Genomic DNA, 16,292 nt, shown 5'->3' with positions numbered 1-16,292 from the left:
CTGGCATACTATCAAACGTCCTGACTATCGGATTTATCACGATATCTGCCAATCTTGCCACGGCACAGGGTTTCGCCGGGCTGGGTACAAGCGCAGATGGCTTCGCCCTGCCGCAGCCGGGCCATACCTTCAGCTTTCCGGACGACTACGGTACGCATCCCGATTTCCGAATCGAATGGTGGTATGTCACCGCCAACCTGATCGGTCCCGACGGCACCCCCTACGGCGTGCAATGGACCTTGTTTCGTTCGGCCCTCACGCCGCGACAGACGGATGGCTGGGACAGTCCGCAACTGTGGATGGGCCATGCGGCCATCACCACGCCGGATCACCAGTTCGTCACCGAACGACTGGCGCGCGGCGGCATCGGGCAGGCCGGGGTAACGGCCAGCCCCTTTGCCGCATGGATCGATGACTGGCACCTTTCGGGGGGCATGGATGCGCCCGAAATGGCCGCGAGTGGGCCCGATTTCGCCTATAACTTGCATTTGCAGGCGACGGGGCCATTGGTGCTGCAAGGCGATCACGGCTATTCTGTCAAGTCATCAGAAAATCGTAGCAGCTATTACTATTCACAGCCTTTCTATACCATCTCGGGTAAGCTGACGTTGCCGTCGGGCGACGTGCCTGTCACTGGCAGCGCATGGCTGGATCGAGAGTGGTCCAGCCAGCCGCTGAGTGCCGACCAGACCGGGTGGGACTGGTTCGCTTTGAACTTCGACGATGGTGCAAAGTTGATGGCCTATCGCCTGCGCAACAAGAACGGCAGCACGTTCGGCACCGCGACATGGATCAGCGAAGACGGCACGACGACGCTGCTGCACGGGCCGGATTTCACGGCCACACCGCTCGAAAGTCATGCGGTTGCGGGCCACCACGTGCCGGTTCATTGGCGGCTTCAAGTGCCGCGTTTTGGTGTGGATGTAACGATCGCAGCGATCAACCCGGATGCATGGATGCCCACCTCCGTGCCTTACTGGGAAGGGCCGGTGACAATTGAGGGAAGCCATGCCGGACACGGCTATCTGGAGATGACGGGCCATGACTGACACGCTTGCAGACCTGCTGGACCTTGCGTGGCAGCGGTTGGCGCTGGGCGTGGCTGACAGGAACGCGCCAGCGCGCTACCCGGTTTTGGCAACCTTGGGCGCGGATGGATGGCCCGCTGCGCGTACGGTGGTGTTGCGCGCCGCGCAAAGGATAGCCGGCGTGCTGGAGATCCACACCGATACCCGGTCCGCCAAGGTCGCTTCACTTCATGCCGATCCGCGCGCCGAGATTGTGATCTGGGACCCGGCAGTTGCGCTGCAGATGCGGCTGCGGGCCGAGGTCGCGGTGCTGACCGGCAGCGCGGCCGCCCCGGCCTGGGCAGACGTGCCGGATGTGGCGCGGGGCAATTATGGCAGTTTGCCCGCGCCCGGCACGCCGATACCGACGCCCCTCGCCTATGAAAAGGCGGGCGAGGCCGGGCGCTTTGCCGTGCTGCGCGCGCAGATCGTCGCGATTGACCTGTTGCATATCGGCCCAGCACATCGCCGCGCGCGGTTCCGGCGCGCCGATGGCTGGACCGGAGAATGGCTGGCGCCCTGACGCCCGAACGGCTATCTGCACGACATGCAAAGCCAGCTTCCCCTGACCCGAGACCTCGTGCTGATCGGCGGTGGTCATACCCATGCGCTGGTCCTGCGCATGTGGGGGATGAATCCGCTGCCCGGCGCGCGGCTGACGGTGATCAATCCCGGTCCCACCGCGCCCTATTCCGGCATGTTGCCCGGTTTCGTCGCCGGGCATTACGGGCGCGATGACCTTGATATCGACCTTGTGAAACTGGCGCGGTTCGCGGGCGCACGGGTGGTGCTGGGCGCGGTCAGCGCGCTGGACCCTGTCGCGCGCACCATCACCGTGCCGGGCCGTCCGCCGATCGACTATGACGTCGCCTCGATCGACATCGGCATCACGTCGGACATGCCGGCGCTGCCCGGTTTCGCCGCGCATGGGACGCCGGCGAAACCGTTGGGCCCCTTTGCCGCGCGGTGGGAGGACTATCGCGAAACGGCGACTGACCCGCAGGTCGCGGTGATCGGTGGCGGAGTGGCAGGGGCAGAACTGGCCATGGCGATGGCGCATGCGCTGCGCACGCGCGGCAAACCGGCGCAGGTTTCGCTGATCGACCGGGGCATCGTTCTGGAAGAGTTCAATCTGACCGCGCGGCGAATGCTTCTTCAGTCGCTGGCAGAGCAAGGCGTGGAGGTGGTGGAAAACGCCGGCGTCGCCGAGGTTACTGCCAATGCCGTTGTGCTGGACGACGGCCGGCGCCTGCAAGCCACGTTCGTCACCGGGGCAGCCGGGGCGGTGCCACAGGGCTGGCTGGCCGAGACGGGGCTTGTGCTGCACGAGGGCTTCGTTGCGGTGGACGAGACCCTGCGCAGTTCTGATCCGGCGGTTTTCGCCGCGGGCGATTGCGCGCACCTGGCCCATGCGCCGCGGCCCAAGGCGGGCGTTTTCGCGGTGCGCGAGGCGCCGGTGCTGTTCGACAACCTGCGCGCTGCGCTGTCGGGCGACGCGATGCGTCCCTACCGGCCGCAGCGCGATTACCTCAAGTTGATCTCGCTCGGCGAGCAGCGGGCGCTGGCCGAGAAACTGGGCACGGCGCGGCAGGGCCGGCTGTTGTGGCGGTGGAAGGACCGGATCGACCGGACCTTCATGGCGAAATTCCATGATTTTCCGGTCATGGGCCTGCCCGATGTGCCGCTGACCGTGGCGCAAGGGGTGCGCGAGGCGCTGGGCGACGCGCCGCTATGCGGCGGTTGCGGGGCCAAGGTCGGGCGCGGCGCGCTGCGCGAGGTATTAGCGGACCTTCCCATGGCGTCCCGCGATGATGTGCAGGCGGTGGCGGGCGACGATGCGGCAGTGCTGCTGACCGGTGGTGCGCGGCAGGTCATCAGCACCGATCACCTGCGCGCCTTCACCGCCGATCCGGTGGTTCTGGCCCGCGTCGCGGCAGTTCACGCGCTGGGCGATGTCTGGGCGATGGGGGCGAAACCGCAGGCCGCTACGGCCAGCGTGATCCTGCCGCGTCTCTCGCCGGAATTGCAGCGCCGGACCCTGGCCGAGATCATGCAGGCCGCGACTGAAGTCATGGAGGCGGCGGGTGCGGCCATCGTCGGCGGGCACAGCTCGACCGGCGACGAGGCGACAGTGGGCTTCACCGTGACCGGCCTGTGCGATGGCGCGCCGATCACGCTGCAAGGCGCGCGGCCGGGCGATGCGCTGATCCTGACCAAACCGCTGGGATCGGGCGTGATCATGGCGGCCGAGATGCGCGGAGTGGCGCCGGGCGCGGATGTCGCCACGGCGCTGGGGCTGATGCAGCAGGGTCAGGGCGCTGCCGCCCAGCTGTTGGCCGGAGCCCACGCGATGACAGACGTGACGGGGTTCGGCCTTGCCGGGCACCTGGCGGGCCTTTGCGAGGCGTCGGGCGTGGCTGCCGATTTGGACCTGCACGCAGTGCCGCTCATGCCGGGCGCGCTGGCGCTGGCCGAAGCGGGTGTGCGCTCGACCCTTTTCGCCGAGAACCGCGCCGGGGCAGGCGCCGTGCTGGGCGCGGCGGGCGCACGGGGCGATCTTCTGTTCGATCCGCAGACAGCAGGCGGGTTGCTGGCCGCAGTCCAGTCAGAGGATGCCGAGGCGCTGGTCGCCAATCTGGTCGCGGCAGGCTATGACGCCGCAATCATCGGGCGGATCGTCGCGGGCGATCCGGTGATTACTGTGCGGGCATAAGTTTGGCGATCTGCGAGGCGAGTGACCGCTGGCCTTGCTCATCGAGGCTTTGTGCCGTGGCGGTGCCCAGCACGGTGCGCTCTTCGATCCGCCGCGAATTGGCATAGGCCGGATCGTAGTGCTCGGCCATCAGGGCCGCGGCCAGCCCGTTGAAATGGCCCGCATCAAGCAGTTTCAGCCAGCCATCCACCGTGGCATGGCCGCGAATGTGGCGCAGCGGGGCAAGGCGGCGGGCAAGCTCTTCTCGGTCGGCGATGACATCGGCATAGGCGCGGGTGAGGTAGGCCGCGCGCGCCTCCAGCGGCGCGTCGATCACGATGCGCGGGGCCGCGACCATCGCCTTCCACAGCACCGGCGGCACGATCAGCCGGCCGATCTTGCTGCTTTCGGCCTCGACCAGCACGGGGCGCGACGGGTCAAGCTGCATCAGCGCGACGGCCAGCGCGGTCTCGAACGCCTTCTGCCCCGGCTGCCCGCCGGCAATGCCGCCCAGAAGTGAGCCGCGATGCCGGGCGAGACCTTCGAGGTCCAAAACCTGCACGCCTTCGCCTGCCATCAGGCCCAGCACATCTGTCTTTGCCGTGCCGGTGAAGCCGTCGAGCAGGACCACACGGAACGGCAACTCGGCATCGTAAAGCGCGCCATGGACCAGCCGCCGGAAGCTTTGATAGCCGCCCTTGATCGTGTCGGTGCGCCAGCCGATCTGCGCGAGGATCGACGAGAAACTGCCCGAGCGCTGCCCGCCGCGCCAGCAATAGACCAGCGGCCGCCAGCCGCCATCCTTGTCCTTGAGCGGCCCGTCGAGGTGGTCGGCCACGTTGCGCGCCACCATCGCCGCGCCGACCTTGCGGGCCAGAAAGGGGCTGACCTGCTTGTAGATCGTGCCGACCTCGGCGCGCTGGGCGTTGGTTAGTGCGGGCAGGTTGATGGCGCCAGGGATGTGATCCTCGGCATATTCGGCGGGCGAACGCACGTCGATCAGCGTGTCGAAGCCGTGATCAAGCAGGGCGGCAAGACTGTCGAAGGCGATTGCCATGACGTCAGCCCCAATGTCCCACAACATGCAGCGGGTGATCCGGCGGGACCAGCGGTTGGCGCCCCTCCTCGGTCAGCAGCCAGCAGTCACGCCCTTCGAAGACCGCGGGGATCAGCGGACGACCATAGCCCGCGCCGCCGTCGAGATCGATCCTGTTGCCGAAATGCGCCGGGTAGTAGAGCGCGGTATGGCCATGCACGATCAGCGCGCCGTGGTCTCGGTCATCCTCGAGAAACTCGCCCCGGATCCAGATCAGGTCGTCCTCGGTCTGCTCTTCCAGCGGCACACCGGGGCGGATGCCGGCATGGACGAAGAGAAGCGGCCCCTCGCGGTGCCAGAGCGGCAGGTTCTCGAGAAAGGCCAGATGCGCCTCTGGCACAGCGGCGCGGGCCGCCGCGACAAGGGCCGGCAGATCGTCCGTTTCGGGGTCAACGCCGTAAGAGCGCAGCGTCGCAGGGCCGCCCAGCGCATCGTGCAGCCATCCCTTGCCGGAGAGGATCCGGCCGTCATGCTGGTTGCCGTCGCGCACGAAACGGCAGAACATCCTGTCGTGATTGCCGCGCACGGCGGCCCAGTTGCGCCCTGCCTCAAAGCCATCCACCAGCGTCTGCACCACGTCGCGGCTGTGGGGCCCGCGATCGGTATAGTCGCCAAGAAAGACGACGCGCGAGTCCGGTCCGCCATCGGCGGCGATCAGCGCCAGTGCGTGATCGAGGGCCCCCTTGTGGCCGTGAATGTCGCCAATGGCATAGATGGGTTGCGTCATGAGGCGCGACCTAGCACGTGGCGCAGCGATTGTTGAGGGAGGTTCGCATTTTCCATTTGGCAAAAGGCGATGCGGATGGCCGGAAACTTCGGGCGCAACAGAAGGGGGGCGGCGGAGTGCGCCGCCCCGCCGGTGTCAGTCCACGTCGAAAGCCAGCGGCTTGACCTGCTGGAACATGCCAGTCGCTTCCAGCTTCTTGATGACCTTGGGATCGACGGGATCATCCACGTAAAGCAGCGCAATCGCCTCGCCACCGCGCAGCGACCGGCCAAGAGTGAAGTTGGCGATGTTCACGCCGTTTTCCCCCATCGTGTTGCCCAGGGTGCCGATGATGCCCGGTATGTCCTCGTTGGTGGTGTAGAGCATATGGGCGCCGATCTCGGCATCGATGTTGATGCCCTTGATCTGGATGAAGCGCGGCTTGCCATCAGAGAATACCGTGCCGGCGACCGAACGTTCGCGTTTATCGGTGACGACGGTGGCCTTGATGTAGCCGTCGAAGGCGCCCGACTGGTCCTGCCGGGTTGTCGAGATCTGGATGCCGCGCTCTTTGGCGATGACCGGGGCCGAGACCATGTTCACGTCCGGGTTGACGCGTTTCATGATACCCGCGACCAGCGACGAATTGAGCGCGGCGGTGTTCATCTCGGACACCGAGCCGTCGTAGAGGATGTTGATGGCCTTGATCGGCTCGTCGGTCATCTGGCCGATGAAGTTGCCCAGATGGCCTGCCAGCTTGATCCACGGGCCCATCACCTTGGCCTCTTCGGCGGTGATCGAGGGCATGTTGATGGCATTGGTGACGGCGCCGGTCAGCAGGTAGTCCGACATCTGTTCGGCCACCTGCAGGGCAACGTTTTCCTGCGCCTCGGTGGTGGCGGCGCCAAGATGCGGTGTGCAGACCACGTTGGGCAGGTTGAAAAGCGGGCTTTCCGTTGCGGGCTCCACCGCGAAAACATCAAACGCCGCACCGGCGACGTGCCCCGATTTCAGCGCCTCGGCCAGTGCCGCCTCGTCCACAAGGCCGCCACGCGCGCAGTTGACGATGCGCACGCCGGGCTTGGTCCGGGCGAGGGCTTCGGCCGACAGGATGTTGCGGGTCTGGTCTGTCAGCGGCACGTGGAGGGTGATGAAATCGGCCCGGGCGAGCAACTCGTCCAGTTCCAGCTTTTCCACGCCAAGCTGGTCGGCGCGTTCCTGGCCGAGGAAGGGATCGAAGGCCACGACCTTCATCTTCAGGCCGCGCGCGCGGTCGATCACGATCGAGCCGATGTTGCCTGCGCCGATGACGCCCAGTGTCTTGCCGGTCAGCTCGACGCCCATGAAGCGTGACTTTTCCCATTTGCCGGCATGGGTCGAGGCGTTGGCCTCGGGGATTTGTCGGGCGACCGCCATCATCAGCGAGATCGCGTGTTCGGCGGTGGTGATCGAGTTGCCGAAGGGGGTGTTCATCACGATGATCCCCTTCTTCGAGGCGGCGGGAATGTCGACGTTGTCGACGCCGATCCCGGCGCGGCCGATCACTTTCAGGCGCGTGGCCTTCTCGATCAGCTTTTCTGTCGCCTTGGTGGCCGAGCGAATGGCGAGGCCGTCATACTGGTCGATGATCGCGGCCAGCGCCTCTTTGTCCTTGCCCAGCTTGGGCTGGAAATCGACGTCGATGCCGCGGTCGCGGAAGATCTGCACGGCGGCATCGGAGAGGGCATCGGAAATAAGAACTTTGGGGGCCATGGTGGGCTCCTGTCATGAGGGGAGGGCCGGGACGCACATTGCGCCCCGGTATCTGGGAATGGTGAGGGGTCAGGCGGCCTGCGTCAGTTCCGCAATCTGGGCGTGATAGGCCCAGTCGAGCCATGGCAGCATCGCCTCGATGTCGGCCGTCTCGACGGTGGCGCCGCACCAGATGCGCAGGCCCGGCGGCGCGTCGCGATAGGCGCCCACGTCTAGCGCGATGCCCTCGGCCTCGAGCCGCTTGGCCACGGCCTTGGCAAAGGCCGCGCCATCGGTGATGCGCGGGTCGGTGAACTTCAGGCAGACGCTGGTGTTCGACCGCGTCGCGGGTTCCTCGGCAAGGTTGGAGATCCAGTCGCGGCTGTCGCAGAAATCCCAGACGGCCTGCGCGTTGGCGTTGGCCCGCGCCCTCAGTGCATCAAGCCCGCCGATGGATTTGCCCCATTTCAGCGCGAAAAGATAATCTTCCACACAAAGCATCGAAGGCGTGTTGATCGTCTCGCCGACAAAGATCCCTTCGATCAGCTTGCCGCCCTTGGTCAGGCGAAAGATCTTTGGCAGTGGCCATGCGGGGGCGTAGCGTTCCAGCCGTTCGACGGCGCGGGGGCTGAGGATCAGCATCCCGTGTGCGCCTTCGCCGCCCATCACCTTCTGCCACGAGAAGGTGACGACATCGAGTTTCGGCCAGTCCAGATCCTGCGCGAAGGCGGCGCTGGTGGCGTCGCAGATCGTCAGGCCCTTGCGGTTGGCGGGGATCATGTCAGCATTGGGCACGCGCACGCCCGAGGTGGTGCCGTTCCAGGTGAAGACGACATCATTGTCGTAGTTCAGCGCGGCCATGTCGACGATCTTGCCGTAATCGGCCTTGTGCACTGTCGCGTCGATTTTCAGTTGTTTGACGACATCCGTCACCCAGCCCTCGCCGAAGCTTTCCCAGGCCACCATTTCGGCCGGGCGTTCGCCCAAGAGCGACCACAGCGCCATTTCCACGGCGCCGGTATCAGAGGCGGGCACGATGCCGATGCGGTAGTCTGCCGGCACGCGTAACACCTCGCGTGTCAGGTCGATCGCCTCTTTCAGCTTCGCTTTGCCGATGGCGGCGCGGTGCGAGCGCCCAAGCGGGGCGTCGGCCAGCGCGTTCAATGTCCATGTAGGGGGCTTGGCACAGGGGCCAGAAGAAAACCGCGGATTCGCGGGCCGCAAGGCGGGCTTGGTCGTAACCATTGCTGGTATCCTCTCAGATATGCGCCCTTCGTTGGGGAAGGGTGTCCCGCCGCCGGAGATACGGGGGTGCCCGGCGGCCCACAATGGGCAAAATCGCCCTCGGGCGGCACTTTGACGTGAAATTCCGACGCGCTTGACGCCGATCGGAAACCGCCGGGCTTGCCGGAGGACCGGCGCCCCTATACATTACGAAATATAAATGTATGGAGCATGGCGATGCTGCTGGAGCATGAAGGCGCGTTGCGGCTGGGGGTCTTCCTTGGGCTGCTGGTGGTAATGGCGGCATGGGAAATGGCGGCGCCGCAGCGTCGGGCCACGTTGCCGCGCCTTCTGCGGTGGAGCAACAACCTCGCGTTGGTCGCGCTCGACACGGTCGTATTGCGGCTGGCCCTGCCGGTGCTGGCGGTAGGCTTAGCGGCCTGGGCGCAGGTGCAGGGCTGGGGCCTGTTCAACCTGTTGGCGGTGCCCGGCTGGCTGGCGATCCTGGCAAGCCTCGTGCTGCTGGATCTTGCGATCTGGGCGCAGCACCTCGTCTTTCACAAGGTGCCGGTGCTGTGGCGGCTGCACCGGATGCACCATGCCGATCCCGATTTCGACGTGACCACGGCGCTGCGCTTTCACCCGATCGAGATCTTACTGTCGATGCTCGTCAAGATGGCGGTCGTGCTGGCGCTGGGCGTGCCGCCCGAGGCGGTGCTGCTGTTCGAGGTGATCCTGAACGGCATGGCGATCTTCAACCATGCCAACGTCAGGCTGCCACGGGGCCTTGATGCCGGGCTGCGGCTGGCCGTGGTCACGCCCGACATGCACCGGGTTCACCATTCCGACATCCGGGCCGAGACCGACAGCAACTACGGCTTCAACCTGTCGCTCTGGGACAGGCTGTTCGGCACCTATGTCGCCGCGCCAGCAAAAGGGCAGGTCGGGATGACGATCGGGCTCGACAGGTTTCGCACCGCGCGAGACCAGTGGCTGGACCGGTTGCTGCTGCAGCCCTTCAGCGCCGGCGCCCCCGGTTATGACGCTGGCCAAGACGCGGGCTTTGTGATTTCTGCGCGCCGGAAACCTGCCGGAGCGTTCAATGTTCGCAGCCAGCCTGATTGCCCCGCCAGCCAGCGGAAAACTTGACCCGGCCCTCGTCACCGCGCTGCGCAACGCATGGGGCGGGGACGAGGTGCGCTGGCTATGCCCCGACGAGGCGGCCGAGTTCACCCTGCCCGCGCTGCCCGGCAACCGCTGGGAGGTCTGGCAGGACCTGCAGGCGCAGGGCGTGGACATGGTGCTGCAACCGGCCGCGGGGCGGCGCAAGGCGATGCTGCTGGCCGACATGGACAGCACCATGATCCGGCAGGAATGCATCGACGAATTGGCCGACGAGGCCGGGGTGGGCGCGCATGTCGCCGCCATTACCGCCCGCGCGATGAATGGCGAGCTGGATTTCGAAGGCGCGCTGATCGAACGTGTGGGCCTTCTGAAAGGGCTGGACGAGGCGGTGATTGCCCGCGTGCTGGAACGGCGCATCACGATGATGCCGGGCGGCGCCACGCTGGTCGCCACGATGAAGACGCATGGGGCGCATGCGGTGCTGGTCTCGGGCGGGTTCACCGCCTTTGCCGGGCCGGTGGCGGCGCGGCTGGGCTTTGACGAGATGCGCGCCAATACCCTGCTGGCCGAGGGTGGACGCCTGACCGGCGACGTGGCGCGGCCCATCCTTGGCCGGGCCGCGAAGGTGCAGGCGCTGGACGAAATCACCGCGCGGCTGGGCCTTGCGCCCGCGCAGGTGCTGGCGGTGGGCGACGGCGCGAACGACCTTGGGATGCTGGGCCGCGCGGGCACGGGTGTGGCGCTGCATGCCAAGCCCACGGTGCAGGCCCAGTGCGACGTGCGGATCAACCACGGTGACCTGACCGCGCTGCTTTACCTGCAGGGCTACGCCCGCGACGACTTCGCCGCCTGAGATGATCGAGGTCGCGCCGCAGGTCCTTGCGCTGCTGACGGGGGCCGCTTTCGTCGCGGGCTTCGTCGATTCCATCGCCGGCGGCGGGGGCCTGATCACGCTGCCCGCGCTGATCCTTGCCGGCGCGCCGCCGGTCACGGCGCTGGCCACCAACAAGGTGCAGGGCGTGTTCGGTGCCGCGATGGCGGCGTTCTCCTACGGTCGCGCGGGCCATGTGAACCTGCGCGGGCAGATCACGCCCGCGCTCATCGCCTTCTGGGCGGCGATCTGCGGCGCGGCGCTGGCCAGTCACCTGCCCACCGGGGTGATCCGCGCGGGCCTGCCGGTGCTGCTGATCGGGATTGCGCTGTTCTTTGCCTTCAAGCCGGGGCTGAACGACATCGACCGCGCCCAGCGGCTGCGCCCGGCCGATTTCATGGTGACGGTGGTGCCGCTGGTGGCCTTCTACGACGGGCTGGTGGGGCCCGGCACGGGGTCTTTCTACATGCTTGGTTTCGTGGCGCTGGCGGGTTTCGGCGTGCTGAAGGCCACGGCGCATACCAAGCTGCTGAACTTCGCGTCGAACCTTGGCGGGCTGGTGGCCTTCGCGCTGCTGGCCGGGCCGTGGTGGGTGACCGGGCTTTGCATGGGCGCGGGCCAGCTGGCCGGCGCGGCGCTGGGCAGCCGGCTGGCGATGCACGCGGGCGCGCGCCTGATCAAGCCGCTTCTGGTGGTCACGGCGACGGCGCTGGCGCTGCGCTTGCTGATGGGCTGATCAGACGAAGCCCGGCGCGGTCGCGACCCGGCCCACCGGAATGCGGCGGCGGTTCAGGATCGGTCCGCCCAGGCGGCGCAGCACGGCGGGATGGTCTGCGGCGACCGCGCCCAGGTGCACCAGCAGCGCGGCAATGGCCGATTCCTTGGCCTCCTCGCCCCCGTCGACGATCTTGAGCGCGATGCCCAGCTGCCGCGCCGGCCAGATCGCGACATAGACACCATCGGCCCCGCCCTTGATCGCCACGGCGCCGCCGGTCGCGCGCATCAGCTCGGTACAGGCACGGCCCTCGCCGCTGACCAGTTCAGGATGCTGGGTCATGGCCGCCACGAGGCGGGCCTGCGCCGAGGCGCGCGCGCCGCTGCGGTCGCCGGCGGTGGCGAAGCTGGCCATCGCGCGGGCAAGGCCGTGCACGCTGGTGGCGAAGTTTGGCGCCGAGCAGCCGTCGATGCCGTAGCCGGGGCTGTCCTCGCCCGTGACCTCCTCGAAGGCCGCCCTGACGGCGACCTGCACGGGGTGTGCCGGGTCCACGTATTCGGGCCCGCCGCGCAGGTGGCGGTTGAGTGTCAGAAAGCCCGAATGCTTGCCCGAACAGTTGTTGTGGATCTGGCAGGGAGCCTGCCCGGCGCGGATCAGCGCATCGCGCGCCGCGCGGTCGCTGGGTTCCTGCGTGCCACAGCGGAAGTCGTCGTCGCCAAGGCCGAGGTCGGCCAGCCAGGCCGCCACCCTGTCGGTATGGTAGGCGGCGCCGATATGGCTGGCGCAGGACAGCGCCAGCTGGTCGGTCCGCAGGCCCGCGGAATCGGCGGCGCCGCTTTCGACCAAAGGCAATGCCTGCAGCATCTTGCACGACGATCGCGGATAGATCAGCGTCGTCGGATCGCCCCATGCGGTCACGATCTCGCCCGCGCCATCGCAGATCACCGCATGGCCGCGATGGGTGCACTCCACCATGTCGCCGCGCCAGACCTCTATCATGTTCACTGCGTCGGCCATGGCGTTCCTCCTTTTATACCGGGCAAATTCATGCCCGCCCCGGTCCTTGGGGGTTTCCCCGATGGGCGAAATCTTGCTATTGCTTGGCTTATCGAGTTGAGTTTGTTCCGACCAGTCGAAAAGGTGCCGCAAAGATGCATCTCGGGGTCGGGACGGCCGGGGGCAAGCAAGAGTTGGAGATTGCAGGCATGATTTCATCCTTTTCGCGCGCAGTGGCCTTTTCGGTGATCCTCGCGACGGCGGGGCTGACGGCCGGCATCGCGCAGGCGCAAAGTGGCGACCAGTCGACCGGACAGTCCAGCAACCGCGTTGCCGCCGATACCGATTGGAGCGTTTTCGTCGACCAGAACCCGACCGAATGCTGGGCGGTCTCGGCGCCCAAGCAGACCGTCAACACCAAGGACGGCAAACCGGTTTCGGTCCGACGCGGCGACATTCGGCTCTTCGTCTTCTATCGCCCGTCCGAGAATGTGTCCGGGCAGGTGGCGTTTACCGGTGGCTATCCCTTCGCCAGCGGTTCGACCGTGACGGTTGATGTCGGCGGGACCAAGTTCCAGCTGTTCACGCAAGGTGAATGGGCATGGCCTGCCACGCCGCAAGATGACGCCACAATCGCGACGGCGATGAAATCGGGCGCGACGGCGGTTGTTACGGGTCTCTCCGGGCGCGGCACCCAGACCGAGGATACATTCTCGCTTCTGGGCTTTACCGCGGCGATCGAGGAAGCGGCCAAGCGCTGCGCCAACTGATCCGGGCCTTCCTGCGGAACGCCCGGATGCCTCCGGCGGGAGTATTTGCCTGCCAGAAGAAGCCCGCGTGCGGATGTTGGAAAGCCGCGTGGTCTGGTATATGTGCAGCGCTCTGACCGCGTGAGAGTTGCCGATGCCCACCGATGCCATCACCCCTGATGTCCTGACCGTGCCCCGCAAGCGGCCCGAGGGGCCAGTCAACCTTGTCGGGTTGACGCGCGAGGCGATGCGCCAGGCGCTGATCGCGGCCGGCACGCCCGAACGGCAGGCGCGGATGCGCGTGGGCCAGATCTGGCAGTGGATCTATCATTGGGGTCTGCGCGATTTCGCCGCGATGACCAACCTTGCCAAGGACTATCGTGCCCTTCTGGCCGAAAACTTCGTGATTGCCTTGCCCGAGGTGGTGACGCGGCAGGTCAGCGGCGACGGCACGCGGAAATACCTTGTCCGCATCGCCGGCGGGCACGAGGTGGAGGTGGTCTATATCCCCGAGGAGGACCGCGGTACGCTATGTGTCTCGTCCCAGGTGGGTTGCACGCTGACCTGTTCCTTCTGCCATACCGGCACGCAGAAGCTGGTGCGCAACCTGACCGCGGGCGAGATCATCGGGCAGGTGATGCTGGCGCGCGACGACCTTGGCGAATGGCCGGTTCCCGGCGCGCCCAAGGACGAGACGCGGCTTTTGTCGAACGTCGTGCTGATGGGCATGGGCGAGCCGCTTTACAATTTCGAGAACGTCCGCGACGCGATGAAGATCGCGATGGACCCCGAGGGGATTGCCCTGTCGCGGCGGCGGATCACGCTGTCGACCAGCGGCGTTGTGCCCGAGATCGCGCGGACAGCCGAAGAGATCGGCTGTCAGTTGGCCATCTCATTCCATGCCACGACCGACGAGGTGCGCGACCGGCTGGTGCCGATCAACAAGCGCTGGCCCATCGCAGAGCTGCTTGATGCACTTCGGACCTATCCCAAGGCCAGCAATTCCGAACGGATCACATTTGAATACGTGATGCTGGACGGTGTGAACGACACAGACGCCGACGCGCGGCGGCTGATCAAGCTGATCGAGGGAATCCCGGCCAAGATCAATCTGATTCCGTTCAACGAATGGCCCGGCGCCCCTTACCGCCGCAGTACGCCTGCGCGCATCCGCGCCTTTGCCGACATCATCTACAAGGCCGGCTATGCCAGTCCGATCCGCACCCCGCGGGGCGAAGACATCATGGCGGCCTGCGGGCAATTGAAATCGGCCACCGAACGCGCCCGCAAGAGCCGCGCTCAAATCGCAGCCGAGACCGGAACATCCGGCTGACGCCCGGACGCGAAAGACCATGGCGAAGCGCCGGGCGACCGCGTAAGAGAATGGCCAGGGACCAAGCGGCGACGGGGGAGCGATGACAGGGCGGATCAAGATCAGCGGTGTCGAGTTTCAGCCGGCCGCGGTACCGGGTCGGCTGGCCGAAGCGATCCTGTCGGACCCGACGATCCTGCGTGGCATCTGGCGAGACGTGTACCGCTGGGACGCGCGCGGCGGCACTGGCCAGGTGCTGGTGCCGGTCAAGCCAGACAACGCCGTGCCGCTGGGCAATGCTTTGGCCTTCTTCATTCCCAAGGCGACGCCCACGGGCATTCTCGGCAAGAACGAGGCGGCCTCGCAGCGCATGGCCGAGCGGTTCATGTCGCTAGTCGAGGCACAGGGCCCGGGCGAGGTTGTGCGCGCGCTGGGCGAGATCCTGCGACAGCCCCAAAAGGTTCTGCCGCTGGCGGAGTTCGCGCCGCTTAACCCGATCGCATCTTATGTCGTCAGGATGCATGTGAGCTACGCCATCGTGCAGTTGCGCCATGCCGGGGAGGACCTGTCGGCCTATCTCTGCCTGCCCTCGCGCGTCAGTTTTCATCACGAGGTCGAGGCGATCCCCGACGAGGCGGCCTACCACGCCGCGATCGCTGCGGATCGCGGTCTGCGGGCGGTGTCGGTCAGTTTCGTCGTGCCGGCGAAATCGGCCGCCAATGCCGACCTGCGCAAACTGGCGCTGCGCAAGCGGATTGAAGAATATCGCGCGATGATCGCGGCGCCCGGCCATCTGGGCAGCGCCGCGGCCGGTGCGCAGCTTGACAGTGTGCGCGACCGGCTGGCGCTGGCCGAAGAAGAGTGGGACGCGCTGGCCTAGGCCAGCAGCGCCTTGGCCTCGTCCGGCGACAGGGCCGCGGGACGCTCGCAGGTCGTCGTCATGTTGACCCAGCTTTGCGTCTCGGCCGCCTTGAGGATGCCGGTCAGCACCTCGACCGCATGGACGGCTACGTCGATGTTGCAGCGATGCGCGCGGTTCTCGTCAATGGCGGCGGCCATGTCGGCCAGCCCGGCACAGCGGTAATTCGCCCGCCAGACGCCGTGGCCCTCCTGATTGTTGATGCCAAAGGGATGGCCGCGCCCCGGCAGTTCGGTGACGCTGCCGTCGGGCGCGGCCAGTTCAACGGCGCCGCCGAAGAAGTTGGGATCGGGCACGTAAAGGCTGCCCTCACTGCCGTAAAGTTCCATGTTGGGATGGCGGTTCGCCCAGACATCCCAGCTGGCCCCCAGGGTCACGATGGCGCCATTGGCAAATTCAAGGATGGCGTGGATGTTGGTGGGCGTCTCGACATCCAGAACCTCGCCATCGCGCGGGCCGTTGCCGATCGTGCGGGTAGCAAAGCTGGCCTTGGCCATCGCGGTGACAGCGGTGACCGGGCCGATCAACTGGATCAGGTTGGTGACGTAATAGGGCCCCATGTCGAGGATCGGGCCACCACCGGGCTTGAAGAAGAAATCGGGGTTGGGGTGCCAGGCTTCCATCCCGTGGCCCATGACGTGCGCGGTGCCACCGACGATGCGGCCCACCGCGCCCTCATCAATGGAGGCGCGGGCCAACTGGTGCGCGCCGCCAAGGAAGGTGTCTGGCGCCGAGCCCACGCGCAGGCCCTTGGAGGCCGCGAGATCGCGCAGCGCTTGCCCTTCGTCGAGGCTGAGGACCAGCGGCTTTTCCGAATAGGCGTGCTTGCCGGCCTCAAGGATGCGGCGCGTCACCTCGTAATGCACTGCCGGGACGGTCAGGTTGACGATGACGTCCACATCGGGCGCGGCGAGCAGATCATCAACCGTTTCGGCACGAAGGTTGTATTCGGCGGCGCGGGTGCGCGCGGCCTCCATGTTGATGTCGGCCACCGACTTGAGTTCAAGCGATTTGAACATCGGCGCAAGGCCGAGGTAGGAGGTGGAGATATTACCGCATCCGATGATGCCGACGCGCAGTTTGGTCATT

Annotated in this window: 15 protein-coding genes; 9 read left to right on the top strand and 6 right to left on the bottom strand. The window is 66.5% G+C overall.

Translation table 11 applies throughout. The features are described 5' to 3' along the window. Positions 1-20: 20 nt before the first annotated feature. Genes GC146_RS16780 through selD form a run of 3 tightly spaced genes read left to right on the top strand, consistent with a single transcriptional unit; the run spans position 21 to position 3,780 of the window. The gene (locus tag GC146_RS16780) at positions 21-1,049 is read left to right on the top strand and encodes a lipocalin-like domain-containing protein (protein WP_291841303.1); all 1,029 of its coding nucleotides are present in this window, start codon (positions 21-23) and stop codon (positions 1,047-1,049) included. Next, positions 1,042-1,590 (top strand): pyridoxamine 5'-phosphate oxidase family protein, encoded by a 549-nt coding sequence (locus GC146_RS16775; RefSeq protein ID WP_291841242.1) that lies wholly within the window; start codon positions 1,042-1,044, stop codon positions 1,588-1,590. The genes GC146_RS16780 and GC146_RS16775 overlap by 8 nt, the downstream gene beginning before the upstream one ends. Positions 1,591-1,614: 24 nt before the next feature. After that, the gene (gene selD, locus GC146_RS16770; RefSeq protein WP_291841240.1) at positions 1,615-3,780 is read left to right on the top strand and encodes a selenide, water dikinase SelD; all 2,166 of its coding nucleotides are present in this window, start codon (positions 1,615-1,617) and stop codon (positions 3,778-3,780) included. Here the strand turns inward: selD and mnmH are convergent. The 4 genes from mnmH to GC146_RS16750 all read right to left on the bottom strand — a co-directional run bounded on the left by mnmH (position 3,764) and on the right by GC146_RS16750 (position 8,537). Next, positions 3,764-4,816, bottom strand: a complete 1,053-nt coding sequence (gene mnmH, locus GC146_RS16765; protein WP_291841238.1) for a tRNA 2-selenouridine(34) synthase MnmH — start codon at positions 4,814-4,816, stop codon at positions 3,764-3,766. The two genes, selD and mnmH, sit on opposite strands and share 17 nt — an antisense overlap. A gap of 4 nt (positions 4,817-4,820) precedes the next feature. Continuing rightward, on the bottom strand, positions 4,821-5,582 hold the full coding sequence (locus tag GC146_RS16760) for a metallophosphoesterase (RefSeq protein WP_291841236.1): 762 nt from the start codon (positions 5,580-5,582) through the stop codon (positions 4,821-4,823). 135 nt (positions 5,583-5,717) lie between these two features. Continuing rightward, positions 5,718-7,313, bottom strand: coding sequence for a phosphoglycerate dehydrogenase (gene serA, locus GC146_RS16755; RefSeq protein ID WP_291841234.1), 1,596 nt, complete (start codon positions 7,311-7,313; stop codon positions 5,718-5,720). 69 nt (positions 7,314-7,382) lie between these two features. Next, positions 7,383-8,537 (bottom strand): phosphoserine transaminase, encoded by a 1,155-nt coding sequence (locus GC146_RS16750; RefSeq protein ID WP_291841233.1) that lies wholly within the window; start codon positions 8,535-8,537, stop codon positions 7,383-7,385. Positions 8,538-8,747: 210 nt separating this feature from the next. Here GC146_RS16750 and GC146_RS16745 point away from each other — a divergent pair, with 210 nt between their 5' ends. Genes GC146_RS16745 through GC146_RS16735 form a run of 3 tightly spaced genes read left to right on the top strand, consistent with a single transcriptional unit; the run spans position 8,748 to position 11,248 of the window. Then, complete coding sequence (locus tag GC146_RS16745) at positions 8,748-9,665, top strand: sterol desaturase family protein (RefSeq protein WP_291841232.1); 918 nt, start codon at positions 8,748-8,750, stop codon at positions 9,663-9,665. Continuing rightward, a complete protein-coding gene (gene serB / locus GC146_RS16740; RefSeq protein WP_291841231.1) occupies positions 9,619-10,494 on the top strand; it encodes a phosphoserine phosphatase SerB in 876 nt (291 codons plus the stop codon). Before GC146_RS16745 ends, serB begins: the two co-directional genes overlap by 47 nt. A 1-nt stretch (position 10,495) precedes the next feature. Next, a complete protein-coding gene (locus GC146_RS16735; RefSeq protein ID WP_291841229.1) occupies positions 10,496-11,248 on the top strand; it encodes a TSUP family transporter in 753 nt (250 codons plus the stop codon). Here the strand turns inward: GC146_RS16735 and GC146_RS16730 are convergent, their stop codons facing one another. Beyond that, positions 11,249-12,244, bottom strand: coding sequence for an asparaginase (locus GC146_RS16730; RefSeq protein ID WP_291841227.1), 996 nt, complete (start codon positions 12,242-12,244; stop codon positions 11,249-11,251). It abuts the gene before it with no gap. A gap of 188 nt (positions 12,245-12,432) precedes the next feature. Here GC146_RS16730 and GC146_RS16725 point away from each other — a divergent pair, with 188 nt between their 5' ends. The 3 genes from GC146_RS16725 (at position 12,433) to GC146_RS16715 (ending at position 15,164) form a co-directional block, all read left to right on the top strand. Beyond that, the gene (locus GC146_RS16725) at positions 12,433-12,993 is read left to right on the top strand and encodes an invasion associated locus B family protein (protein WP_291841224.1); all 561 of its coding nucleotides are present in this window, start codon (positions 12,433-12,435) and stop codon (positions 12,991-12,993) included. A gap of 133 nt (positions 12,994-13,126) precedes the next feature. Continuing rightward, positions 13,127-14,305 (top strand): 23S rRNA (adenine(2503)-C(2))-methyltransferase RlmN, encoded by a 1,179-nt coding sequence (rlmN, locus tag GC146_RS16720; RefSeq protein ID WP_291841223.1) that lies wholly within the window; start codon positions 13,127-13,129, stop codon positions 14,303-14,305. 82 nt (positions 14,306-14,387) lie between these two features. Continuing rightward, entirely contained in the window at positions 14,388-15,164 is a 777-nt protein-coding gene (locus tag GC146_RS16715; RefSeq protein WP_291841221.1) for a hypothetical protein, read from the top strand. Here the strand turns inward: GC146_RS16715 and GC146_RS16710 are convergent. After that, positions 15,161-16,291, bottom strand: coding sequence for a Gfo/Idh/MocA family oxidoreductase (locus GC146_RS16710; protein ID WP_291841219.1), 1,131 nt, complete (start codon positions 16,289-16,291; stop codon positions 15,161-15,163). The genes GC146_RS16715 and GC146_RS16710 overlap by 4 nt on opposite strands. Position 16,292: the final 1 nt, after the last annotated feature.

Source organism: Limimaricola sp. (assembly GCF_016125575.1).
GTDB lineage: Bacteria > Pseudomonadota > Alphaproteobacteria > Rhodobacterales > Rhodobacteraceae > WGLM01.
This window is presented reverse-complemented; position numbering and strand designations above follow the sequence as displayed.

Bases quoted from the DNA above. Each gene is read 5' to 3' on its own strand.
- GC146_RS16775 (WP_291841242.1), top strand. From the start codon at position 1,042: ATGACTGACACGCTTGCAGACCTGCTGGACCTTGCGTGGCAGCGGTTG.
- selD (WP_291841240.1), top strand. From the start codon at position 1,615: ATGCAAAGCCAGCTTCCCCTGACCCGAGACCTCGTGCTGATCGGCGGT.
- mnmH (WP_291841238.1), bottom strand. From the start codon at position 4,816: ATGGCAATCGCCTTCGACAGTCTTGCCGCCCTGCTTGATCACGGCTTC.
- GC146_RS16760 (WP_291841236.1), bottom strand. From the start codon at position 5,582: ATGACGCAACCCATCTATGCCATTGGCGACATTCACGGCCACAAGGGG.
- serA (WP_291841234.1), bottom strand. From the start codon at position 7,313: ATGGCCCCCAAAGTTCTTATTTCCGATGCCCTCTCCGATGCCGCCGTG.
- GC146_RS16750 (WP_291841233.1), bottom strand. From the start codon at position 8,537: ATGGTTACGACCAAGCCCGCCTTGCGGCCCGCGAATCCGCGGTTTTCT.
- GC146_RS16745 (WP_291841232.1), top strand. From the start codon at position 8,748: ATGGCGATGCTGCTGGAGCATGAAGGCGCGTTGCGGCTGGGGGTCTTC.
- serB (WP_291841231.1), top strand. From the start codon at position 9,619: ATGTTCGCAGCCAGCCTGATTGCCCCGCCAGCCAGCGGAAAACTTGAC.
- GC146_RS16735 (WP_291841229.1), top strand. From the start codon at position 10,496: ATGATCGAGGTCGCGCCGCAGGTCCTTGCGCTGCTGACGGGGGCCGCT.
- GC146_RS16730 (WP_291841227.1), bottom strand. From the start codon at position 12,244: ATGGCCGACGCAGTGAACATGATAGAGGTCTGGCGCGGCGACATGGTG.
- GC146_RS16725 (WP_291841224.1), top strand. From the start codon at position 12,433: ATGATTTCATCCTTTTCGCGCGCAGTGGCCTTTTCGGTGATCCTCGCG.
- rlmN (WP_291841223.1), top strand. From the start codon at position 13,127: ATGCCCACCGATGCCATCACCCCTGATGTCCTGACCGTGCCCCGCAAG.
- GC146_RS16715 (WP_291841221.1), top strand. From the start codon at position 14,388: ATGACAGGGCGGATCAAGATCAGCGGTGTCGAGTTTCAGCCGGCCGCG.
- GC146_RS16710 (WP_291841219.1), bottom strand. From the start codon at position 16,291: ATGACCAAACTGCGCGTCGGCATCATCGGATGCGGTAATATCTCCACC.